The organism is Pseudarthrobacter cellobiosi, from assembly GCF_023913815.1.
Lineage (GTDB): Bacteria > Actinomycetota > Actinomycetes > Actinomycetales > Micrococcaceae > Arthrobacter > Arthrobacter cellobiosi.
Genome location: NZ_JAMXBK010000025.1, coordinates 169,627 through 190,879, shown reverse-complemented (window position 1 = coordinate 190,879; position 21,253 = coordinate 169,627). Strand labels below are relative to the sequence as shown.

Below are 21,253 nucleotides of genomic sequence, written 5' to 3'. Positions count from 1 at the left end.
TCAGTTTCCCTCTTCCAGGGCCGCGCGGAGGGCCCCCACTTGATCCTCTTTGAGCAGCCCCCGGCTGCTTGCCCGCCGCGCGGTGGCGCGGGCCATGGCGAGGTAAGCCTCCAGCACATCGCCGTTCGCACCGGCGTCGTACTCCCTTAACGCCTCGGCGTGGGCCGCCACTGTCCCCACGTCACCGCGGGCCACCGGACCGGTCAGCGCCGATTCGCCGGAGGCGAGCGCGTTCTCCAGCGTGGCCCGCAGCAAAGGCCCCAGCATCCGCTCCGGCGCGTCGACGCCAACGTCGCGGAGCAGCTGGGAAGCCTGGGCCACCAGGGTGACCATATGGTTCGAGCCATGGGCGAGGGCCGTGTGGTACAGGGTCCGGTCCCCTTCGGCGATGGCCACGGGTTCGGCACCCATCTCCACTACCAGCGCCTGGGCGATGGGCAGCATCGCGGCATCGGCCGTGACGCCGAAGGTGCAGTCCAGGAGGCGTGTCAGGTCCAGGCTCATGCCAGTGAATGTCATGGCGGGGTGCAGTGCAAGGGGGATGGCTCCGGCGGCGCGCACCGGGCGAAGCACCCCCACGCCGAACCTGCCTGAGGTATGCGCCACGATCTGTCCGGGCTGCCACGCCCCAAGTTTGGCGAGTCCGTCCACCAGTCCGGCCAAGGCGTCGTCGGGCACGGCCAGGAGCACCAGTTCAGACCGTTCCACAATCTCCTGGATCTCCAGGATGGGCACGCCGGGCAGCAGCGTCTCCGCCCGCTCACGGCTGGCCTCGGACACCGCGGAAACCCCGACGACGGCGTGCTCGGCTGAGCGCAACGCCGCACCAAGGACGGCGCCCACTTTCCCGGCACCGATGATTCCGACGCCAAGGCGCCCGGGCTTAGCCACGTTGCGGGCCTTCCTGTTGGGGACTGGTTTCGACAGGCTCAGCCACCGGGGTTTCGCTCCCCAACCGCTCCCTAACCTCGCGAGCTCGGTCAGGGAACCCTGCGGTCGTGGCCCCAGGCTCAACCACCGGAGCTGGCTCAACGACCGGAGCGGGCGCCACCGTTGCCAGCCATTGTTCGCTGGTCTGCCGCTTGCGGGCGAGCCGGGCGCGGGCGGACTGAGCATCAAAAAGGGCCCGGGCCTCGTCAAGCCCGGCCTGGGTGAGCCGCGGCGAGACCGGCCCGGCCGTGGTGTGCAGGACAAGGTCCGCCACACCGAACCGCCGTGCCAGCGGACCCTGGTGCAGCGCCATTGACTGGGTGCGCTGGTGCGGGACCACCACCAGTTCCCGCCACCACCGGCCGGAGCGGAGCAGCAGGGCAGTGTCAGTGGTAGCGAAGCCGTTGCGGCGCCAGCCCAGCGGCGCGAGGAACCTGCCGCGGTGCGGCGTGGTGACAAAACCGCCGTCGGAATCCAACCCCGAGAGCCCGGCAGCGAAGATGCGTCCGGGCTCCGGCGTTCCGGGATCCGGCAGCACGAGTGCGAGCATGGACATCACGTCGGGCAGCTTACCCACGGGCAGCAGTGTGGTCCGGGACGCCGTCTCGCCGTTGCTTCCGGCCGCGCCGTACCCGGCCACGTTGACCTGGATCCGGTACCAGCCGAAGATCCGCCACAGCGGCGACTGGGCCACTTTCAGCGCCTGGACCCTCCCCGGGGGCAGCGTCTGCGCCTGCATGTCCAGCAGCCCGTAGCGGAGCCGGATCCCGTCCGGCGAAATGGCCGCGGTGAAGTTGTAGCCCTTGTTAAAGGAGCCCCAGTAGCTGGCTGCAAGGCCCAGCACTGCCGGGATCAGGTAGAAGAAGAAGCCGCGGTTGTCCGTCACGGCGGACAGGATCACGGAGGCGATGCCGCCCACCGCCACAAAGAAGCTCTGCTCGCTGAGGAGCAGGGAACCGATAAGGCGCGACGGCGGCACGGACAGCACCGGATACTCGGGCGCCTCGGGTGCGGCCTCCTGCGGCCGGGCCGGGTCCGGGAGCACGCCCGCGGCCCGCGCCAGGATGGTGGCCCGGAGTTGGCGGGCGTCGTCCATCCGCAGGTAGGCCAGTTTGACGGCCGATTCACCGGCGTCGGCCACCTCGAACTTGAGTTCGGCCAGGCCGAAGATCCTGGCCAGGAGGGGCTGGACGATATCGATGGCCTGGACGCGGTCCAGCCGGGCCTGGCGCTGCTGGCGGAAGAGGAAGCCGGAGTTGACGCGGACGTACCCTTCGGCGACCTGGTACTTGGTGAAGTACCAGGTCAGGATGAAGCCCAGCACGGTCATCACGAGGACGATGCCGCCGCCGGCCAGCAGCCAGGGTGCCCTGCCCGCGAAGTCCTCCTCGAACAGCGGACGGCCCTGAAGCAACCGTTCGAAAAAGTCCCGTCCGAAGAAGAAACCAATGGCCGCCAGGGCCACCCAACCGCGCACAAATGGGGACGCCGGATGCACCCGCAGCCACTCGGCGTCGGGAGCCACCGGAACCGCACTCGGTGCGCCGGCCTCCGGAACGTTTGCCGTCACAGCCCTGCCAGCCTCGCTTCACCGCGGGCGGCGAGCTGCTCTCGCAGGCGTGCCCCCTCCGCAGCGGGCAGGCCGGGGATCGTGGCGTTGGTTCCGGGCGAGGCGGTGTGGAGTTTGAGCGTGCAGAGTCCCAGCCCGCGTTCCACCGGGCCCACGCCGATGTCCACGTACTGCATGCGGCCGTAGGGAACCGTCATGGTCCGTTGGAAGAAAATGCCGCCGCGGATCAGCAGGTCATCGTCGCGCTCGGCGTAACCGATGGCACGCACCTGGCGCGGAATCAGCACCAGCCGCCAGATGGCCAGAACCAGAATCACCGCCGGGACGGTGATGGCCAGCCACAGCGGCGGCCACCGCCACCAGCCGAGCAGGACAAAGATGAGGGGCAGGGTCAGGACAATCACCGTGACCAGGTTCCCGATGGCCCACTGCACCAGCCGCACGGTGACGTATTTCGGGGATACCCGCTGCCAGGTAATGCCCGGCGGATCAATCGCCCCGGTACGCATATTCGCCTTCCCCCGCGGCTTCGCCGCGGGCCGCGCGGCCGGGTTTCCCGTCACCGGGCGCGGCGTCGCTGTCTTCGGGCGGGATCTTGCAGAACCGCTCCACCAGCAGGCCGACAACGATCATCACCAGTCCACCAGCAGCGATCGCGACCGCCACCCAGGTGATGGCCTGGTCGCTGCGCAGGTTCCAGATCCGCAGCTGGTCCAGGAAGATTCCAACATGCCAGCCCAGCAGGACGGTGCCTGCATAAGCACACGCCTGGGCCAGCACCAGGGTCCTGGCGGCAAGAATCGGGTCCAACGCCTTTTTGCGTTTGGTGCTGTTGCGCCACCGGAGCACACGGATGCCAAGCACCAGGGTGATGGCGACAATCACGCCCATGGTGGCCAGCGCGGTGGCCGGAAGAACCGGCGTTGACATGCTGTAGCGTGTGGTCACCACGGTGGCGGACCAGCCGGCCACGGTCAGGACCAGGCCGATCAGCAGCAGACGGACAGGGTTGATGGGCTTCACCGGTTACTCGACCGCCCCGGCTGTGGGGACGCCGTCGTAATCGCCGAAACCGTCGAACGGGGCGAGATCGTCAAAGTCGGGGGCCCGGGCAGCCAGCTCGCTGATGCGTTCCCCGCCCAGGGTGGCCGCCGGCTCGATCAGCGACCACGGATACAGCACAAAGGCGCGTTCGGCGGCACGCGGGTGCGGCAGGGTCAGGACCGGGTCGTCACTGGTGAGGTCGCCGTAAGTGATGATGTCGACGTCGAGCGTCCGGGGTCCCCAGCGCACTTCACGAACGCGGAGGTGCTTGTTTTCCACGGCCTGGCAGTGCTTCAGCAGCTCCGTCGGGGACAGCGTGGTTTCCACGGTGATGATCATGTTCAGGAAGTCGGGCTGGCCGGCCGGGCCGCCCACAGCTTTGGTCTGCACCACCGGGGAAACGGCCTGCAGGCGAACCTCCGGCGGGTCCACCAGGTCAGCAACGGCCTCGGACAGGGTGTCGTTCCGCTCGCCCAGGTTGCTGCCGAGGGCGAGGACGGCTTTGATGTACCCGCCGCTCATGGCCTCTCCCGGTGCACGCTGACGGCCACATCGCCGAAGGGCACTTCGATGGGTGCCTTGGGCTTGTGCACGGTGATGTCCACGGCCTGGATGGTGAATTCGGCGAGCAGGCCATCCGCAATCCGGACGGCCAGGGCCTCGATCAGGTTCAGCGGCTCCCCCGTGATCCAGCCCTTGATCCGCTCAGCCACCTCGCCGTAGTGGGCGGTGTCCCGGACGTCATCGGATTCTGCCGCTTTGGCGAAGTCCAGATGCAGCACGGCGTCCACCACAAACGGCTGGCCCTCACGGCGCTCGAAATCGAAGACTCCGTGATGGCCGACGGCGGTGACACCGCTCAGCGTGATCCTGTCCATGAGTGCCCGGCCTAGGTGGTGGTAGGGGCGGCGGCCATCCGCGCGGCCACCTTGACGGCGTCAAGGCTGGGACCGACGTTGTGTACACGGACGGCCCAGGCCCCCCGGGACGCGCTGATCGCGGTGATGGCGGCCGTGGCGTCGTCGCGTTCCTCCGGGACGGCGGACTTGCCGGCGACCGTGAGGAGTGTGCCCAGGAAGCGCTTGCGGGAGGCGGCCACCAGGACCTTGTGCCCCAGGCTGTCCAGCTGGTCCAGGTGCTGCAGGAGCTCCCAGTTCTGGGCGTCGTTCTTGGCGAAGCCCAGGCCCGGGTCCACGATGATCTGCTCGTTGCTCACCCCGGCTGCGTAGAGCTTGTCACGGACGCCGGCCAGTTCAGCCACCACTTCGCCGGCGACGTCCTGGTATTGGGCGAGGGAGCCCATGGTGCGGGCGTCGCCGCGGCGGTGCGTGAGGACATACGGCACTTTGGACGCGGCTACGAGCTCGGCCATCTCCGGTTCGATGGTCAGCCCGGAAACGTCGTTGATGATGGCGGCGCCGGCCTTCAGGGCAGCAGCGGCCGTGGCGGCGTGCGTAGTGTCGATGCTGACCAGGGCGCCCGCCTTGACCAGGGCTTCGATGACGGGGATCACCCGGCGCTGTTCTTCCTCCGGGCTGACGTCCTCCGCGCCGGGGCGCGTCGATTCGCCGCCGACATCGATGATGTCCGCTCCGGCGTAGAACATCCGCAGGCCCGCCGCGATGGCGGTGTCCGCCGTCGGGTGCTTTCCGCCGTCGCTGAAGGAGTCCGGGGTGACGTTCAGAATGCCCATGACCAGGGTGCGGCCGGTGGGCAGGTCCGCGAATTTCGCGGCCGGGCGCGGTTTGCGCAGGATGGGCAGCGGAGATGTTGCGGGCCCGGTTCCCGGGGCTGCAGCGAGTGAGTCCATGGTCTGTTACTTACCTTCCGAGGATGAGGCTCATGGCTTCGGCACGGGTGGCCGGGTCATGAAGCTGCCCGCGGACCGCGCTGGTGACGGTCTTTGCTCCGGGCTTGCGGACACCGCGCATGGACATGCACATGTGTTCGCATTCAACAACGACGATCGCGCCACGCGGTTTGAGGTGGCTGACCATTGCTTCGACGATCTGGGTGGTGAGCCGCTCCTGCACCTGGGGGCGCCGGGCATAGATATCCACGAGGCGTGCCAGCTTGCTGAGCCCGGTCACTTTCCCGTCGTGGGAGGGAATGTAGCCGACATGGGCAACCCCGTGGAACGGCACCAGGTGGTGCTCGCACGTTGAGTAGAACGGGATGTCCTTGACCAGGACCAGTTCTTCGTGGTCCAGGTCGAAGGTGGTGGAAAGGACGTCCGCGGGATCGTGGTGCAGTCCCGCGAACACCTCGGCGTAGGCCTTGGCCACCCGCCTGGGGGTGTCCACGAGGCCACCGCGGTCCGGGTCCTCGCCGATGGCCAGGAGGATTTCACGGACGGCCGCCTCGATCCGGGGCCGGTCCACTTTCTCGTGCTTTTTGTGGTGGGATCCGTCCTCCGCCGGGTGTCCGGCGGAGGCGGGAGCGTCGTCGTCGTCGAAGTGAGTCACAGAAGAAAGCTTAGCCGTGCGAGGCGTCAGGCCCCGAGTCGGGGATGCCACCCTGGAACGCGGCGTCATCCGGGACACCCTGCGGATGCAGCGGCTGCGCGTCCAGCGGTTCCTCGAGGCGGGCGTGCTTGGCTTCCTCCTGGGCTTCGCGCTCAGACTTCTCCAGGCGGGATTCCACAGGGCCGGCCTTCTGGACCGGACGGGTCTCCTTGGACAGCCACACCTCGCGGAAGTCACGCTTGCGGATGTCCGTGAAGATGTGCGCGATCTCGGCCTGGTTGAGAGTCTCCCGTTCCAGGAGTTCCAGGGCCAACTGGTCCAGGACATCCCGGTTTTCGGTGAGGATGGCGTAGGCCTCATCATGCGCCTGGTCGATCAGGCGGCGCACTTCCTCATCCACCACGTAGGCGATCTGGTCCGAGTAGTTGCGCTCGTGCCCGGCGTCGCGGCCCAGGAAGGGTTCGCCGCCGCCCTGGCCCAGGCGGACTGCGCCGACACGCTCGCTCATACCGAACTCGGTGACCATCTTGCGGGCTGTGGAGGTGGCCTTTTCGATGTCATTGGAGGCTCCCGTGGAGGGATCGTGGAAGACGATCTCCTCCGCCACGCGGCCGCCCATCGCGTACGCCATCTGGTCCAGCAGTTCGTTGCGGGTGATGGAGTACTTGTCATTCTCCGGGACCACCATGGTGTAGCCCAGGGCCCGGCCGCGGGGCAGGATGGTGATCTTGGTGACCGGCGCCGAGTTCCGCAGCGCGGCTGCCACCAGGGCGTGTCCGCCCTCGTGGTACGCGGTGATCTTGCGCTCATGTTCCTTCATCACGCGGCTGCGCTTCTGCGGGCCGGCCATAACGCGGTCGATCGCCTCGTCCAGGGCGCGGTCATCGATGAGGTTGGCGTTGGAGCGCGCGGTCAGCAGGGCTGCCTCGTTCAGGACATTCGCGAGATCCGCACCGGTGTAGCCCGGGGTCTTCTTCGCCACGGCCTTGAGGTCAACGCCCGGGGCCATCGGCTTGCCCTTGGCGTGCACCTGCAGGATCTGGTCGCGGCCGATCAGGTCCGGGGCGTCCACCGAGATCTGGCGGTCAAAACGGCCCGGACGCAGCAGTGCCGGGTCCAGGACGTCGGGGCGGTTGGTGGCAGCGATAAGGATGACGTTGGTTTTAACGTCGAAGCCGTCCATCTCGACCAGAAGCTGGTTGAGGGTCTGCTCTCGTTCGTCGTTACCGCCGCCGATGCCGGCACCACGGTGACGGCCGACGGCGTCGATCTCATCTACGAAGATGATGGCCGGCGAATTGGCCTTGGCCTGCTCAAACAGGTCGCGGACGCGGGACGCGCCCACGCCGACAAACATTTCCACGAAGTCCGAGCCGGAGATGGAGAAGAACGGCACGCCGGCCTCGCCAGCGACGGCCCGGGCCAGGAGGGTCTTGCCGGTTCCCGGAGCACCGTACAGCAGCACGCCCTTGGGGATCTTGGCGCCTACGGCCTGGAACTTGGCCGGTTCCTGCAGGAACTCCTTGATTTCCTGGAGCTCCTCCACAGCCTCGTCCGCGCCGGCTACGTCAACGAAGGTCACCTGCGGCATGTCCTTGTTGACCATCTTTGCCTTGGACTTGCCGAACTGCATGATCTTCGAGCCGCCGCCCTGCATCCGGGTCATCAGGAACCAGAACAGCGCACCAAGCAGGATGACAGGGATAAGCAGCGAAAGCAGGCCGGAGAACCAGTTGCTTTCGATCGGCTGGTCCGTGTAGCCGTTGGCGGGCTTGGCGGCAGTGACGGCCTTGACGACGTCGGCGGCGCGGGCATCGACAAAGAAGAACTGGACGCTCTTGCCCTTGTCCTGGCCGTTGACATCCAGGTTGTCCTTAAGGGTTAGGTCAACGCGGTTTTCGCCGTCGAAGATCTTTGCCTGCTCAACCTTGCCACTGTCCGCAAGGAGTTCAAGGCCCTTGTCCGTATCGATCCGTGCCGCACCACCGGGAGCCAGTGTTGCAAAAGCCACGAGAAGCATGGCGATCACAACAACGATCCAGATGCCCGGGCCCTTGAAGAAACTCTTAGCTTTCATCTGTTCGGGGGCTGGCCCCGTCCCTCCTGGTAGTGCTGCACGGCGAGTGAGTCTACGCGCGTGTGGTGCTGCATCAGCTACTAGCTATACACCGTTCGGAGTAATTCACGCACGGTGCTGCGCAAAAGTTCCCTCTGGGCGTAGCGGGATCCGCGGCGGTCCCACAGATCCCCGGGTCAGCAGGGGGCAGTCCAGAACCGTGGGATGCAGCTCAAGTCCGGCCAGATCGACTTTGCCTTCGATGGCGTCAATCAGTGCGCCTGTGGCCCAGGCACCCATTTCGTAGTGCGGCAGGGCCACCGTGGTGAGGCCCGGATGGAGGTTGCCGGCGATGAGCTCCTGGTCATCGAAGCCCACAATGGACAGGTCAGCGGGGACGGAAAGCCCCAGCTCGGCCGCGGCCCGGTAGGCGCCCATGGCCATTCGGTCGTTATAGCAAAAGATGCCGGTGGGAGGTTTGCTGAGCTGCAGCATCCTGAGTGCTGCCTCGTAGCCGCCCTGCACCTCGGATGGTCCGGTTTGAACGGGGGCGGCAGCGCCGTCGAGCCCTGCCGCCGATAAAGTGTCCGTGAATCCGCGGAGGCGACCGTGGCTCGAAGGCACGTCATCCGTGCTGTTCAGGAAGCCGATGCGTGTGTGCCCGGCGGCCAGCAGGGCTGTGACCGCCGTTTTGGCCCCGCCTTCTTCATCGGGGACAACGGCGGCGATGGTTGACCCACTGCTGACCGCGCCCACCAGGACAGCAGGGACTGTGCCGAGGTTCCCTGGAACATCCAGAATACGGTGGTACATAGTGGCGTACAGGATGCCGTCCACCTGGCGCTCCAGAAGCCCCTCAACGTCTGCGTTCCGGGACCCAGGGCTGGCCGAAATGGAAGTGTTGACGATCATGAGGTTGTAGCCGCGGGCACGTGCCGCGTCGTCTGCGCCAAGAATGATCCGGCCTGCATGGGGCGTGGTGGCGATGTCCTCACTGACCAGTCCAAGCAACCCCGTGCGCCGGGTACGGAGCGCCTGGGCCAAGCGGTTGGGGCCGTAGCTGAGCTGCGCCGCTGCAGACTTCACCTTCGCCCGGGTTTCGCTGCTGATCCGCGCGTACGAGACATCATTCAGGACGTGCGAGACGGTGGTAACGGACACTCCGGCGGCGGCTGCGACGTCCTTGATGCCAATGTTTTTGTTGCTCATCCACTCTCCCCCGTTCGCTTAAATGCAGCGAGATGGCATTTCACGGCAGTGTCCGTTGGTGCGACTGCCGTGAACTGCCATCTCGGCGGGTGTGGCTACTCGTAAACGTGCGGGGCGAGCGTGCCCACGAAGTCCAGGTTGCGGTACTTCTCTGCGTAGTCCAGGCCGTAGCCCACCACGAACTCGTTGGGGATGTCGTAGCCGACGTACTTGACGTCGATCTCCACCTTGGCGGCCGTGGGCTTGCGGAAGGCGGTGCAGATCTCCACGGAAGCGGTGCCGCGGGATTCCAGGTTGGTCTTGAGCCAGGACAGGGTCAGGCCGGAGTCGATGATGTCTTCGACGATCAGGACGTCCTTGCCCATCAGGTCCGTGTCCAGGTCCTTGAGGATCCGGACAACACCCGAGGACTGGGTGCCGGAGCCGTAGGAGGACACTGCCATCCAGTCCATCGAAACGTGGCTGTGGAGCGCGCGGGCGAGGTCGGCCATGACCATCACAGCGCCCTTGAGTACACCGACCAGAAGGATTTCGCGGCCTTCGTAGTCCTTGTCGATCTGCGCAGCGAGCTCAGCGATCCGCTGTTGGATCTGTTCCTTGGTGTAGAGAACGTGCTTGAGGTCTGCCTGGACGTCGTTTGAATCCACCAATGGCTCCTGTGTAGATGCGGGGTGCGACTATTCTTGGGGCGGTTTTTGAGGCCGGAATACTAGCTTCCCACAGCGGGCCGCTTCGCGGGGAACGGGGGCGCCGCCGTCGGGCCCGTCCGGGGTCCCGGGCCGCGTTTCCGCTGCGTCCCGCTGGGCCAGCTCGGCGAGGGATAGCCGGTACACGCTCACCCCGCCAGGCAGCTCAACGGGGCCGGCGGAACCCTGCCGCCGCAGGAGCGCTTCCGCTGCCAGAAGGCGCTGGTAGCTGGGCTGTTGGCCCCCGACGTCGGCCGCTGCCTTGGCGATGACGCGGAACCTGATGGCCGGGGAAAGTTCCCCCAAGGCCTCCTCTGGGAGGCTGATCTCCGGTCCGGACCGCTCGGCCAAGGCGGCAAATGTGCGATCTGCCACGTCCTCCAGATAGTCGGCGTCCTGCTGCAGGATGGAGGCCGTCCGGGCGAGCGATTCAGCCACCCCGGGCCCGAGTTTTTCCTCCAGCAGCGGCAGCACTTCCACCCGGGTCCGGGAGCGGGCAAACGACGGGTCGGAATTGCTGGGGTCATGCCAGGGCTCGAGGTCCTCAACGTCGCAGATCTCCAGGGTATCCGCGCGGCGAAGGCCCAGAAACGGCCGGAGCAACAGGCCGCGGGAAGGCCGCATGCCGGCCAGCGAGCGCGTGCCGGAGCCGCGGGCGAGGCCCAGCAGGACCTGTTCGGCCTGGTCGTCCAGGGTGTGGCCGAGCAGGATCGCCGCGGCTCCGTGCTCCTGGGCCGCAGCCTCCAACGCTGCGTGGCGGGCATCCCGGGCGGCGGCCTCCGGGCCCATCCCGGTACTGGCGACGGTAACGGTCCGGAGGTCCACCGGGGAAAGGCCCAGTTCCCTCAGTACCTGTACTGTGGCGGCAGCCACCTGGGCCGAGCCCTCCTGCAGCTGGTGGTCAACCACCACGGCGCCGACCGTCAGGGGGTGCCCGTCAACGTGGCCGCGGCGGGCAAAATAGGCTGCCACCGCCGCGAGGGCCAGCGAATCCGGGCCACCGCTGCAGGCCACCAGCACCTTCGCCGGATAGCCGGCGTCCGCCAGGGCGTTCTGGACCACTTTGCGTGCCTTGCCGACGACGGGCGCGAGCCGGCCAGGCCGTCGTCGTCCGCTTGAAGCCGTGCGAGCTTCCGGCACTTTTGGGGCGTGCGGCACCTACAAGCCCATCCGGTCAACCCACAGCTTGGCGTCGTGGATTTCGGGCTCGGTGGGGAGGTTGTCCGCGGATTCCCACACCCGGTTAAAGCCCTCCATCCCGGCCACGTCCACTACAGCGCGGACAAACTTGGCGCCGTCGGAATACTGCCGCATCTTGGCGTCCAGGCCCAGGAGGCTGCGGATGAATTTCTCCATCACGCCGCGGTCCTTGCCACGGTCGGTGAAGCGCTGCCGGATGGTCCTGACGGAGGGGACGATGCTGGCGTCGACGGCGTCCATCACAACGTTGGCGTGGCCCTCCAACAGGCTCATCACTGCCGTGAGGTGGGACAGGGACGCCTTTTCCTCGGGGTTCTGCAGCAGGTCCAGGATGGCGCCGCGGCCAGGCGTATTGCCGGTGGCGGTCCGGTCCTTGAGGGAACGCGCGGCGGCCGACGCGCGCTCCATCAGCGAATCAACGTTGCCCAGCAGGTGCCCGCTGAGGTTGTCGATCTCGGAAAGCATGTGGTGGCGGAGCCACGGCGCGGCCGCGAACTGCACGCGGTGCGTCTGTTCGTGCAGGCAGACCCAGAGCCTGAAATCCTCCGGCGCGACGTTGAGCTCGCGTTCCACCGCCACGATGTTGGGCGCCACAAGCAGCAGCCGGCCGGCTGCGGGCGCTTTGGAACCTTCGGCGAGCGCGGCGAATGGATCGTACTGGCCCAGGACTTTGCTGGACAGGAACGCCAGGACAGCGCCGAGCTGGCTGCCCGTGATGGCGCCGCTGACGCTGGCCGCCGCCGGGCTGACGTTGCCGCGGCGGCTTTCGAGCATTTTTTCCATGGCGGGTTTGAGCATCACTGCGAAGCTCTGCGTGTTGGCCTTGGCCCAGCTGGCCCGGTCAACCACCAGGACCTCGGAGTCGCGGAGGTCGCGTGCGGCTTCGAGGCCTGTGATTTCGTGGACGTGCGGGACGGAGGCGTCCGCCAAGCGGCGCAGGCTGTCCACGGCTTCGCCGATTTCCGCCGAGTTGAGGGTGGGCCCCGCGGAGGCCAGCCGGGCGGCCGTGGACGCGGCCAGGTCCCAGTTGATCAGGGCCTGGGCCGGGCTGGATGATGCCGGGGCTGACGAATCACGCGCAGTGGACTCCATAGACCCCATCACATCACAGCGGACGGCGGATGGTCCTTAAGTTCGCTGACCGGCGAACGACTCGGGGCATCCGGTGACCTGCCCCTGTAGTTCGTTTCAGAAATCGGCCGGTTGCGCTGTCCTTCACTCGCGTCACGGAGTCTTCGTGGCAACTTCGGCAGGAGCCGTGTCGGCATAGACGTCCTTGCTGACCTCATATCCGTGCCGGTCGAGCTCGAGTGCTCGTTTATTGATGTCGGCAAGTTGGGCGCCGGTGAGCTGTTCGATTTTGACGAGGTCCAGGGTTTCCTGCTTCACACCACCCTCGGCTGTCACCTTTACCAGCCCAGTGCCGGCTGAATAGAACTTACGCTGGTGGCCTACATCCGGTTCCAGCGGATTGTGCTCATCAATCACCAGCACGTCTCCGTAGCAGCCGGTGGGGACGCATAGCGCTACGTTTTCCTCGTAGGCACGCGCGCAATCGAGGAAACCCACTGAAGCCGCGTGAGCCTGAACATACTCCGGCGTGCCGGTCCGTGGCCGCGCTTGCATTGCAATTCCGGCCTGGCTCCCCGAAATCCCGTGGATGAAAGTGTTGGGGGCCCCGATAAACTTGTCATTCTCGAACTCCTCGGGATACTCACCGAAGAGCCAAACCGCTCCGGCATTATCCTGGGCAAAGAAGGCAAGCTCCGATTCAACCAGCGCCCCGTCCTCGTAGTCGCGGTCCCACATCACCAGGGTTTTCACGCCGTCAATAACCTTGGTCAGGCCAGTTACGGTGTGTGTGACCCTCCGCTCGGTGGTGCCATCTTCAGCCTGGACCGTGCCGGTGGTGGTGTACTTTGTGCCTGGCTTCAGCGGAAACCACTTGTTGTCGATCGTTGGAGAGCTCTGGAAAGCCGTCTTGTCGAAATTGACCGCAGACCCTGGCCCGCACAGCTCTGGCGCCTGCGACGTCGCTGTCGGCGTCGGTGACCCTGACGGCGATGCCGGCTCCGAAGTGGCGGTGGAGCTGGGCTGCGCCTGCCCGGCAACCGGCGCCGCGCACGACGCCACAGTCGACATCGCCAGAAGCAGCGTGAACGCGGAACTGAGGGCTAATAGTCGCCTACTTGGCTGGAGCATGATTGTGGCCTTCGCTATCGGAATTTATTGCTTTCAGCAACTGCCACGGGCGCCCCGTTTCGGAGCTCACCGAGGGGCAGCGCTGTCGAAACCGCGCCGGGCCTGAGGCGATCCGAAGACGTCCCCTACGGAGCGCGGCGAGCCGCCGAACGCGCGGCCTCAAGCCCAAGGTCATGCCGTGCCGCGTCTTGGCGGGAGTGGGTCGGGGCGGCATCACGGAATTTGATCGGAAATGGACACCAGCCTCACCCCTTCATGACGTTTCGACGGCGGATGTTCTTTGCGTTGCCAAACGCGGAGCCCCTCGTGTGGTTGAGCCTAGGGCTGGCCTCCGTCAAGTGTCACGAGTAGCCGGTACTTGTTTTTCCGCCCGCCGCGCCGCAAGTACGTGCTCCTAAAAGATCCTGCCCGCATAACAGCGGTCAGGACTCGCACGAACGGTGTTGCCAGGCACCGCTAATGCGGCGCAGGGCAGCGGTTACGGTAGGAACCCGGTTGCGGTAGGAGCAGGTCAGCGGCAGCCGCAGGCAGCGAGCGCCGTGGCGGCCCGGTCCAGGGCTTCCCTGTTCCCGGCGGCGCCAGGCTTCAGGTCGTTGCCGATGAAGGAGAAGACCAGGAGCCGGCCGTCGGCGTCCACCACGTAGCCGCTGAGAGCGATGACCGAATTCAGGGTCCCGGTCTTGGCCCGCACCAGGCCGGCGCCGCGGGCCGTGGAGCCATCGACGTAGCGGGTGTCCAGTGTTCCGGTCAGCCCCGCGACCGGAAATCCATCCAGCGCGGCCCGCAAACGGGTGTCGGTCCCGCTGGTGATGGCACGCACCACTTCCGCGAACTGGCGGGCAGAGACCTGGTTGGCCAGCGCCAGCCCGGACACGTCCGCGAGCCGCATCGTGTCCGTAGGGATGCCCAAATCCGCGAGCTGTGCGCGGACTGCTCCGGTGGCGCCGTCGTTGCTGGCGGGCTCACCCGCAGCCGCCGAGGCCATCCGGCCCAGGACCTCCGCCAGGTTGTTGTCCGAGGTCTGCAGCATGAGGTCCACCTGCTGGCCGACCGTGGCGGACCGGACCTCGGCAAGGACCGCCGGCTCTTCTGCTGGGGGCGCATCGCCCGGGGGTGCGGTGTAACGTTCGACGCCGGCCGCTACCGTGATTCCCGCAGCGGCACCCGCCGTCTTGAGCTGCGCGGCAAACGCCTCGGCGGCGGTGATTGCTGAGTCTTGCGGGCGGGGTCCGGTGGTCACGGCCGGGTCAAAGCGCGCCGAGTTCAGCGCAAGCGGGTACAACGGGGCAACCTCGCCCGCGGCAACGTCCCCGTCTGCCCACGCGGGGTTCAGCGCTGGGCCGGTGAACAGGGAGTCATCCACCAGGACCGTCAGCTCGCCGGTTGTTCCTGCGGTTTGGAGCGCGTTCACGGTGGCGGTGGCGAGGTTGGCGAGTCCGGCGTGGCCCATCACCTGGTTGGGCGCGGATTCCCCGGCACCCAGGAGAACGTCGCCACCGCCGGTGAGCACCACCTGATTGGCAGCGGGCCCGGCCAGGACCTTGGTGCTGAAACGGTGGTCCGGCCCGATTGCGCGGAGGGCGGCCACGGCAGTGAGCAGCTTCATATTGGAGGCGGGGATCCGGCTCTCCGAACCGCCGCGGTCAAAGAGGACCTGGCCAGTGAGCGCATCCTGGACCAGCCCCGTGAAGCTGCCGTCGCCGTCGGGCTTTAACAATCCGTCCAATTGAGCGGCGACCGCGGAGGGCAGCGGCACGGGCGCCGACTCCGTGAGCGGAGAAAGGCCCATTCTTGCGGAAAGCGCGGTGGGGGCCTGCTGCCAGGCGGGCACTTCGGGTGTCGCCGCAGGAGGCGGGCTGACGAAAGCAGGGGCAACCAGCCATGCGGCGGGGAGGGCCAGCATAACGATCACTGCCAGGAGCAGCGCGGTGGGCCAGGCTCGCAGCCCGCGCCGGAGGGTGTGCCGGAATGCGCCGGGGCCCGATGTTTCCTTCATGCTGCTGTTGGTCCTCAAGTCCTGAAATTTCCCCGCAAGTTCCTGAAACCTGGGCCTCTCGCTATATCCTCAATAGTAGTCGGCGGCACCGACACTCCTTTTTGTTGTTCGTCTCCCGTGCCGCGAACCCCCTGCAATTGCCGAGGAGCATTCCATGAAGCATGACGTGACCATCGAGATCCCCAAGGGATCTCGCGTCAAGTACGAAGTTGACCACGAGACCGGCCGCGTCCGCCTGGACCGCGTCCTCTTCACCTCCATGCAGTACCCCACGCACTACGGTTTCTTCGAGAACACCCTGGGCGAAGACGGCGACCCGCTGGACGCACTGGTGCTCCTGCAGGACTTCGATCTGCACCCCGGCGTCATCGTTGAGTCGCGCCCCATCGGCGTTTTCAACATGACCGACGACGGCGGCGGAGACGCCAAGGTCCTGTGCGTCCCGGTTGACGCCCGCTTCGACCACATCCAGGAAATCAGTGATGTCAGCGAATTCCTGATCAAGGAAATCGAGCACTTCTTCACCCGCTACAAGGACCTGGAGCCGGGCAAGTGGGTCAAGGCCGAGGGCTGGGGCGACCGCGCCGCCGCCGAGGCCGAGCTGGAAGCCTCCATCAAGCGTTACGTACCGGCAGCGCACTAGCGCCAGTCCGACGGCGGGTGCCGGGTTCGCGAGAGCCCGGCACCCGCCGTCGTTGTTTAATCAGCTCCCCGGCGCGGGCTGCCAGGAAACTGTGGAATCGTTGCCCTGTGAGTTCCGAGCCTTCGTTTAGTCCCCCGTGCGGTCCGATCAGCGGGTGGCGGGACGGTGAGGTGGTTCGCGCCACCGGCATCCCCTACGCCACCGCGGGCCGCTTTCAACCTCCGGTGGCAGCGTCCGACTGGACCGCCAGCTACGCCGCCACTACCCTCTCGCCCGCCTGCCCGCAGGGCCCCGTTCCGTTCCTGGACGACGTCCTGGGTACGCGGTACGGCGAACTCCCCGGAAGTGAGGACTGCCAGCGCCTGTCGATCACCGTTCCGGCCGGGCTTGCCGACGGCGAACAGGTCCCCGTCATGGTGTGGCTGCACGGCGGCTCCTACACGTCCGGCTCCGGCGACCTGGCAATCTTTGACGCCACGTCGCTGGTGTCCGAGAACCGGGTCATCGTGGTCTCCGTGACCTACCGGCTCGGCCTGTTCGGGTATTTGGCTACCGGCACCGGCCGGCCGGCGAACCTCGGCCTGCTGGACCAGTTGGAAGCGTTCCGGTGGGTGCAGCGCAACATCCTGGCCTTCGGTGGGGACCCGGGGCGCGTCACCGCGTTCGGGCAGTCCGCAGGCGGCGACTCCGTAGCCCACCTCATGGCGACGCCCGAAGCGCCGTCCCTGTTCCAGCGGGCCATCATCCAGAGTGCACCGCTGGGGATCACCCGCGGCCGGCACAAGATGAGCCGTGCCATGGGCATCGCGGCCGAAGCCGTCACGGAAGACACCCCGATGCTGGACGTTGTGGCCATCGAAGACCACGTGTCACAAGTGGCCCGGAAGTTTGGCCTGATGGCAGCCATGCCGTTCGGCACCCAGTACGGGCACGCCCCACTGCCGCCGGAATCACGCGTCGAGGCCGCCTGGAACGCCACGGCCCCGGGCATCGAAGTGCTGATCGGGCACACCTCCGACGAGGCACGGCTGTTCCTGCCCCGCAATCCCGTGGTCAGCCGGTTGGGCAAGATCCCGGGCCTGGGTGCGGGCGCCGTGCGGGCGATTAACTGGGCGGTGACGGAGGCGGTCTACGGCAGATCCGCCCGCAAGTTTGCCCGCCGCCACGCCCGCGCCGGAGGAAAGGCCTACAGCTACCTGCTGTCGTGGGGCGCACCCGAAAACTCTTACCGCGCCGCACACACTGTTGACTTGCCGCTGCTGTTCGGAAACCAACAGACCTGGGCCGCTGCCGGACTCCTCAAGGGCGCAACCTGGGACGAGATCGACGCCGTGGGCCGCGAGATGCGCCGGCTGTGGGCCGCGTTTGCCCGCGGCGATGGATTGGGTGAGACGGGCGGGATTCCCGGCGCGCTCGAGTACCGCACGATGTAAACCCGATTCTTTGTCCAGATATCGAGACTTTCGCACGGGGCAAAGCCGCTATAAGTGGACAAAAACTCTAGGTCTCAGGCGTTGAGCACCCAGTTCCGGATCTCCTCCGGGTCCTCACCGTGCGTGCGGGTGTGTTCGCGGGCCTGGATCCGGCGGTCCTGGAGGGTCTGCCGCAGCAGTGAGTGCTTTTCGGCCATGCCAGGTACGCGGTCAATAGCGTCGATGGCCAGCTGGAAGCGGTCGATCCCGTTAAGCATGGCCATGTCGAACGGCGTGGTGGTGGTCCCCTCCTCCTTGTAGCCGCGCACGTGCAGGCCCTCCTGGTTGGTGCGGCGGTAGGCCAGCCGGTGGATCAGCGACGGGTAGCCGTGGTAGGCGAAGATGATCGGTTTGTCCGGGGTAAAAATGCCGTCAAAGTCCGACGCCGGAAGGCCGTGCGGGTGCTCACTAACGTCCTGGAGCCGCATCAGGTCAACCACATTGACAACGCGGACCTTCAGCCCCGGAACACCCCGCTTCAGCAGTTCGGCCGCGGCCACCGTCTCCACCGTGGGCACATCCCCGGCACACGCCAGAACAACGTCCGGGTCCTCTCCCGCCACTTCGGAACCTGCGAATTCCCAGATCCCCAGACCCCGGCGGCAGTGGTTCGCGGCGTCGGCCGGCCCCAGCCAGGTGGGCGATGGCTGCTTGCCGCTGACCACAATGTTCACGTAGTCGGTGGATGCCAGGCAGTGCTCCATGACCGACAGCAGGGTGTTCACGTCCGGCGGCAGGTACACGCGGATGACCTCGGCTTTTTTGTTCACCGCGTGGTCGATGAAGCCGGGATCCTGGTGCGAAAAGCCGTTGTGGTCCTGCTGCCACACATGGGACGAGAGCAGGTAGTTCAGCGACGCCACGGGCTGGCGCCAGGGCAGCTTGCGGTGGACCTTGAGCCACTTGGCGTGCTGGTTGAACATGGAATCCACGATGTGGATGAAGGCCTCGTAACAGCTGAATAATCCGTGCCGGCCGGAAAGGAGGTAGCCTTCCAGCCAGCCTTGGCACAGGTGCTCGCTGAGCACCTCCAGAACCCGGCCGGAGCGGGCGAGGTGCTCGTCGACGTCGTCAATCCGGTACTGCCAGACCTTGTCGGTCACTTCGTAGACGGCCTGAAGCCGGTTGGATGCCGTCTCATCCGGCCCGAAGAGGCGGAAGTTCTCCATGTTCAGCGAGATGACGTCCCGCATCCACGAGCCCAGCGTGATCATGGGGCTGATCCGTTCGGTTCCCGGCTCCGCAACGTCGACGGCGTGGGTGGCGTAGGCGGGCAGCTTCAGCGGTGTGCGAAGGAGTCCGCCGTTGGCGTGCGGGGTGGCGCTCATCCGGAGGTTCCCGGTGGGCGCATTCGTGGCTACCTCGGGCCGGAGCCGGCCGTCGGCGTCGAACAGCTCCTCCGGACGGTAAGACTTCAGCCACTCCTCCAGCTGTTTCAGGTGTGCGCCGTTGGTGCGGACTTCCGCCAGCGGGACCTGGTGGCTCCGCCAGGTGCCCTCCACCTGGAGTCCGTCCACTATCCGCGGCCCGGTCCAGCCCTTGGGCGAGCGCAGCACAATCATGGGCCAGTGCGGCGCAACGCCGCTTCCTGCGGCACCGGCTGTAGTGCCTCGGTCGCGCGTTTTCCCGCCTGTTACGTCCGCCCCGCCCCGGCGGGAGTCCTGGATGGCGCGGATCCCGGCCAGGCAGGTGTCGACGGCGGCCGCGAAGTCCCTGTGCGCCTGCTCAGTGTTGGCCGAGTCCTGGACGGTCACGAAATACGGTTCGTGGCCGTAACCGCGCAGCAACTGCTCCAGCTGTTCTTGCGGCATGCGCGCCAGGATGGTGGGGTTGGCGATCTTATAGCCGTTCAGGTGCAGGATGGGAAGCACCGCACCATCCGCGGCCGGATCCAGGAAGTTGTGCGAATGCCAACTCGCCGCGAGCGGCCCCGTTTCGGCCTCGCCGTCGCCGATCACGACGGCGGTGATCAGCTGGGGATTGTCGAACACGGACCCGTAGGCGTGGGCCAGCGCGTACCCGAGTTCGCCGCCTTCGCTGATGGAACCCGGGGTCTCCGGAGCCGCGTGGCTGGGAATGCCGCCGGGGTAGGAAAACTGGCGGAAGAGTTCGGCCATGCCTGCCCCGTCAGGGCCCACCTGGCCGTAGATTTCCGAGTACGTGCCTTCAAGCCAGGCGTTCGCCACAACAGCAGGACCGCCATGGCCCGGGCCGGCAACGAAGAGCATTTCCTGCGAGTCCCGGCGGATCACGCGGTTCATGTGCGCATAGACGAAGTTCAGGCCCGGAGTGGTCCCCCAGTGGCCCAGGAGCCTGGACTTGGTGTGCTCCGCCGCGAGGGGCTCCCTCAGCAGCGGGTTGGAGCGCAAATAGATCTGTCCCACGGAAAGGTAGTTCGCGGCCCGCCACCACCGGTCCACAAGGTCCAGTGTTTCCTGCCCCAAACTGTCCTGCCCCATGCTTCCGTCCATGACCATCCTCACGTAGCGGCGCGCCGCCGTCGGCAGCTGAGCCTCCATCGCAACACCTATCGGTACGCGGCACAACTCTGCCCCCTGAGGAACTGCTCGCCGACTTGCCTTGAGACAGAGACCAGCCGGTAGTCTGTGTTTCACATGTTCACGTTGACCATCAACCAGACCGACAGCCGGCGCGACGGCGACCGCGTCCCTCAGCTGCTGAAGGACCTGCGGCACCTACCAGCGCGCCTCGATTTCGACCGGTCGGTGGAGGATGAAGTCCAGGGCATTGTGGACTGCCCGCATCAGGCCGTGGAGGCTGCCCTGATCGCCCTGCGCTGCGGCTCCTGGTACGTGGGGCTCGGCGTCGGACCGGTCAACGAGCCGCTTCCCAACCAGATCAAGGATGCCTCCGGCCACGGCCTGATCTATGCCCGGCGCGCGGTGGACCGGCTCCGGAACAGCAAGGAACGCATCCCGGTTGCCGTGGAAGGACCGTTGGCAGACATCGCCCACGAAGCCGAGGCCGTGCTGCGGCTTTTGGGCCATATTGTGCGGGACAGATCCGGGGCTGAATGGCGCGTGCTGGACCTCATGACCCCCGGCGTCCGCGGACAGCAGAAAGCCGTGGCCCAGGAACTCAGCATCACCACCCAGGCCGTCAGCAAAGCAGTGGCCAGGTCCCAATGGAACGAGGAACACGCTGCCCGCCCCGCCGCCGCACGGTTGCTGGCGCTCATCCTTGAGGTGCGCTGAACACAGCTGGCTCACGCCGCCTGCTGCTGAAGGCCTCTTGCAGGGCGCCCCCTACTGCATGGCGCCAATGATTGCCCCCATCGCCGTGAAAGTCACGATGTTGTAGCCGGCGTTGATGGCGAACAGCGTGAGGCTGCGGCGTTCGAAGAGGTAGTTGACACCCAACGCGGCTGCCACCCAGGCCGCGCCGGTAGCCAGCCCGGCTAGGGCTCGGCTAGGGCACCGAATCCGGCACCGCCGTCGCCGATAAACGCCGCGAGCACCACGGACATCACCGCTGCGAGCAGGAACGATCCCACGTTGAAAATTTGCGCGGGGTTTTCACTGATGAGGTAGGTGCGCTGGAGTCCCGAGTAAAACCCGGCGGCGACTTCTTGCGCCGGACCGTCGGAACCGGCGGGGTCGATCAGCCGGTACGGATCCGAGAGGTTCAGGACCAGGTGGGCCGAAGGTCCGGGCAGGATCTTTTCATAGCGTGCCGCGGGGCTGGCCCGGATGAACCAGAAACCCGTGACGAACGGCCACAGCCCGGGCGGCGCCGGGCACTCCTTGAAGTGCACAGCCC

21 protein-coding genes are annotated in these 21,253 nt (G+C 66.6%); 3 read left to right on the top strand and 18 right to left on the bottom strand.

Annotation, left to right across the window (positions count from 1 at the left end):
* The 15 genes from NG701_RS12825 to dacB form a co-directional block, all read right to left on the bottom strand.
* Positions 1 to 891: a Rossmann-like and DUF2520 domain-containing protein gene (locus tag NG701_RS12825; protein ID WP_252567999.1), complete on the bottom strand. Its 891-nt coding sequence runs from the start codon at positions 889 to 891 to the stop codon at positions 1 to 3.
* Positions 884 to 2,500, bottom strand: coding sequence for a PH domain-containing protein (locus NG701_RS12820; protein ID WP_374208687.1), 1,617 nt, complete (start codon positions 2,498 to 2,500; stop codon positions 884 to 886). The genes NG701_RS12825 and NG701_RS12820 overlap by 8 nt, the downstream gene beginning before the upstream one ends.
* On the bottom strand, positions 2,497 to 3,009 hold the full coding sequence (locus tag NG701_RS12815; protein ID WP_252567997.1) for a PH domain-containing protein: 513 nt from the start codon (positions 3,007 to 3,009) through the stop codon (positions 2,497 to 2,499). The genes NG701_RS12820 and NG701_RS12815 overlap by 4 nt, the downstream gene beginning before the upstream one ends.
* Positions 2,990 to 3,523 (bottom strand): DUF3180 domain-containing protein, encoded by a 534-nt coding sequence (locus tag NG701_RS12810; RefSeq protein WP_252567995.1) that lies wholly within the window; start codon positions 3,521 to 3,523, stop codon positions 2,990 to 2,992. Before NG701_RS12810 ends, NG701_RS12815 begins: the two co-directional genes overlap by 20 nt.
* A gap of 3 nt (positions 3,524 to 3,526) precedes the next feature.
* Complete coding sequence (gene folK, locus NG701_RS12805; protein ID WP_252567994.1) at positions 3,527 to 4,066, bottom strand: 2-amino-4-hydroxy-6-hydroxymethyldihydropteridine diphosphokinase; 540 nt, start codon at positions 4,064 to 4,066, stop codon at positions 3,527 to 3,529.
* Entirely contained in the window at positions 4,063 to 4,422 is a 360-nt protein-coding gene (gene folB / locus NG701_RS12800) for a dihydroneopterin aldolase (RefSeq protein ID WP_252567992.1), read from the bottom strand. Before folB ends, folK begins: the two co-directional genes overlap by 4 nt.
* A gap of 11 nt (positions 4,423 to 4,433) precedes the next feature.
* On the bottom strand, positions 4,434 to 5,354 hold the full coding sequence (gene folP / locus NG701_RS12795; protein ID WP_252567990.1) for a dihydropteroate synthase: 921 nt from the start codon (positions 5,352 to 5,354) through the stop codon (positions 4,434 to 4,436).
* Positions 5,355 to 5,364: 10 nt separating this feature from the next.
* Positions 5,365 to 6,009: a GTP cyclohydrolase I FolE gene (folE, locus tag NG701_RS12790; protein ID WP_111907501.1), complete on the bottom strand. Its 645-nt coding sequence runs from the start codon at positions 6,007 to 6,009 to the stop codon at positions 5,365 to 5,367.
* 10 nt (positions 6,010 to 6,019) lie between these two features.
* The gene (gene ftsH / locus NG701_RS12785; protein ID WP_252567988.1) at positions 6,020 to 8,086 is read right to left on the bottom strand and encodes an ATP-dependent zinc metalloprotease FtsH; all 2,067 of its coding nucleotides are present in this window, start codon (positions 8,084 to 8,086) and stop codon (positions 6,020 to 6,022) included.
* A 105-nt stretch (positions 8,087 to 8,191) separates the two neighbouring features.
* Complete coding sequence (locus NG701_RS12780; RefSeq protein ID WP_252567986.1) at positions 8,192 to 9,274, bottom strand: LacI family DNA-binding transcriptional regulator; 1,083 nt, start codon at positions 9,272 to 9,274, stop codon at positions 8,192 to 8,194.
* Between the two features lie 95 nt (positions 9,275 to 9,369).
* Positions 9,370 to 9,921, bottom strand: coding sequence for a hypoxanthine phosphoribosyltransferase (gene hpt / locus NG701_RS12775; protein WP_056347981.1), 552 nt, complete (start codon positions 9,919 to 9,921; stop codon positions 9,370 to 9,372).
* Between the two features lie 30 nt (positions 9,922 to 9,951).
* Entirely contained in the window at positions 9,952 to 11,022 is a 1,071-nt protein-coding gene (gene tilS, locus NG701_RS12770; RefSeq protein ID WP_252567984.1) for a tRNA lysidine(34) synthetase TilS, read from the bottom strand.
* Positions 11,023 to 11,118: 96 nt separating this feature from the next.
* Positions 11,119 to 12,252 (bottom strand): Rv3626c family coenzyme F420 biosynthesis-associated protein, encoded by a 1,134-nt coding sequence (locus NG701_RS12765; protein ID WP_252567982.1) that lies wholly within the window; start codon positions 12,250 to 12,252, stop codon positions 11,119 to 11,121.
* Positions 12,253 to 12,384: 132 nt separating this feature from the next.
* The gene (locus NG701_RS12760) at positions 12,385 to 13,362 is read right to left on the bottom strand and encodes a hypothetical protein (protein ID WP_252567980.1); all 978 of its coding nucleotides are present in this window, start codon (positions 13,360 to 13,362) and stop codon (positions 12,385 to 12,387) included.
* 511 nt (positions 13,363 to 13,873) lie between these two features.
* Positions 13,874 to 15,358, bottom strand: a complete 1,485-nt coding sequence (gene dacB, locus NG701_RS12755) for a D-alanyl-D-alanine carboxypeptidase/D-alanyl-D-alanine endopeptidase (RefSeq protein ID WP_252567979.1) — start codon at positions 15,356 to 15,358, stop codon at positions 13,874 to 13,876.
* A gap of 154 nt (positions 15,359 to 15,512) precedes the next feature.
* On the opposite strand from dacB, the gene NG701_RS12750 reads away from it, so the two are divergent.
* The gene (locus NG701_RS12750) at positions 15,513 to 16,001 is read left to right on the top strand and encodes an inorganic diphosphatase (RefSeq protein WP_056347687.1); all 489 of its coding nucleotides are present in this window, start codon (positions 15,513 to 15,515) and stop codon (positions 15,999 to 16,001) included.
* Positions 16,002 to 16,108: 107 nt separating this feature from the next.
* Complete coding sequence (locus tag NG701_RS12745; protein ID WP_252567977.1) at positions 16,109 to 17,434, top strand: carboxylesterase family protein; 1,326 nt, start codon at positions 16,109 to 16,111, stop codon at positions 17,432 to 17,434.
* A gap of 74 nt (positions 17,435 to 17,508) precedes the next feature.
* Here NG701_RS12745 and NG701_RS12740 read toward each other — a convergent pair whose 3' ends face one another.
* On the bottom strand, positions 17,509 to 19,944 hold the full coding sequence (locus NG701_RS12740) for a phosphoketolase family protein (RefSeq protein ID WP_252568354.1): 2,436 nt from the start codon (positions 19,942 to 19,944) through the stop codon (positions 17,509 to 17,511).
* 144 nt (positions 19,945 to 20,088) lie between these two features.
* On the opposite strand from NG701_RS12740, the gene NG701_RS12735 reads away from it, so the two are divergent.
* The gene (locus NG701_RS12735; protein ID WP_252567975.1) at positions 20,089 to 20,688 is read left to right on the top strand and encodes a hypothetical protein; all 600 of its coding nucleotides are present in this window, start codon (positions 20,089 to 20,091) and stop codon (positions 20,686 to 20,688) included.
* 51 nt (positions 20,689 to 20,739) lie between these two features.
* Here the strand turns inward: NG701_RS12735 and NG701_RS12730 are convergent, their stop codons facing one another.
* Together NG701_RS12730 and NG701_RS12725 are read right to left on the bottom strand one after the other, a co-directional pair.
* Positions 20,740 to 20,865 carry a DUF1761 domain-containing protein gene (locus tag NG701_RS12730; protein ID WP_252567973.1) on the bottom strand — a complete coding sequence of 42 codons (126 nt, stop codon included), beginning with the start codon at positions 20,863 to 20,865 and terminating at the stop codon, positions 20,740 to 20,742.
* Between the two features lie 26 nt (positions 20,866 to 20,891).
* The gene (locus tag NG701_RS12725) at positions 20,892 to 21,248 is read right to left on the bottom strand and encodes a hypothetical protein (RefSeq protein WP_252567971.1); all 357 of its coding nucleotides are present in this window, start codon (positions 21,246 to 21,248) and stop codon (positions 20,892 to 20,894) included.
* Positions 21,249 to 21,253 lie beyond the last annotated feature (5 nt).

What these genes read in the sequence shown, in the direction of transcription:
- NG701_RS12780 (WP_252567986.1), bottom strand. Translation starts at nt 9,274, where the DNA reads ATGAGCAACAAAAACATTGGCATCAAGGACGTCGCAGCCGCCGCCGGA.
- NG701_RS12735 (WP_252567975.1), top strand. Translation starts at nt 20,089, where the DNA reads ATGTTCACGTTGACCATCAACCAGACCGACAGCCGGCGCGACGGCGAC.
- folP (WP_252567990.1), bottom strand. Translation starts at nt 5,354, where the DNA reads ATGGACTCACTCGCTGCAGCCCCGGGAACCGGGCCCGCAACATCTCCG.
- NG701_RS12750 (WP_056347687.1), top strand. Translation starts at nt 15,513, where the DNA reads ATGAAGCATGACGTGACCATCGAGATCCCCAAGGGATCTCGCGTCAAG.
- folK (WP_252567994.1), bottom strand. Translation starts at nt 4,066, where the DNA reads ATGAGCGGCGGGTACATCAAAGCCGTCCTCGCCCTCGGCAGCAACCTG.
- dacB (WP_252567979.1), bottom strand. Translation starts at nt 15,358, where the DNA reads ATGAAGGAAACATCGGGCCCCGGCGCATTCCGGCACACCCTCCGGCGC.
- NG701_RS12815 (WP_252567997.1), bottom strand. Translation starts at nt 3,009, where the DNA reads ATGCGTACCGGGGCGATTGATCCGCCGGGCATTACCTGGCAGCGGGTA.
- NG701_RS12760 (WP_252567980.1), bottom strand. Translation starts at nt 13,362, where the DNA reads ATGCTCCAGCCAAGTAGGCGACTATTAGCCCTCAGTTCCGCGTTCACG.
- NG701_RS12740 (WP_252568354.1), bottom strand. Translation starts at nt 19,944, where the DNA reads ATGGACGGAAGCATGGGGCAGGACAGTTTGGGGCAGGAAACACTGGAC.
- ftsH (WP_252567988.1), bottom strand. Translation starts at nt 8,086, where the DNA reads ATGAAAGCTAAGAGTTTCTTCAAGGGCCCGGGCATCTGGATCGTTGTT.
- folB (WP_252567992.1), bottom strand. Translation starts at nt 4,422, where the DNA reads ATGGACAGGATCACGCTGAGCGGTGTCACCGCCGTCGGCCATCACGGA.
- NG701_RS12765 (WP_252567982.1), bottom strand. Translation starts at nt 12,252, where the DNA reads ATGGAGTCCACTGCGCGTGATTCGTCAGCCCCGGCATCATCCAGCCCG.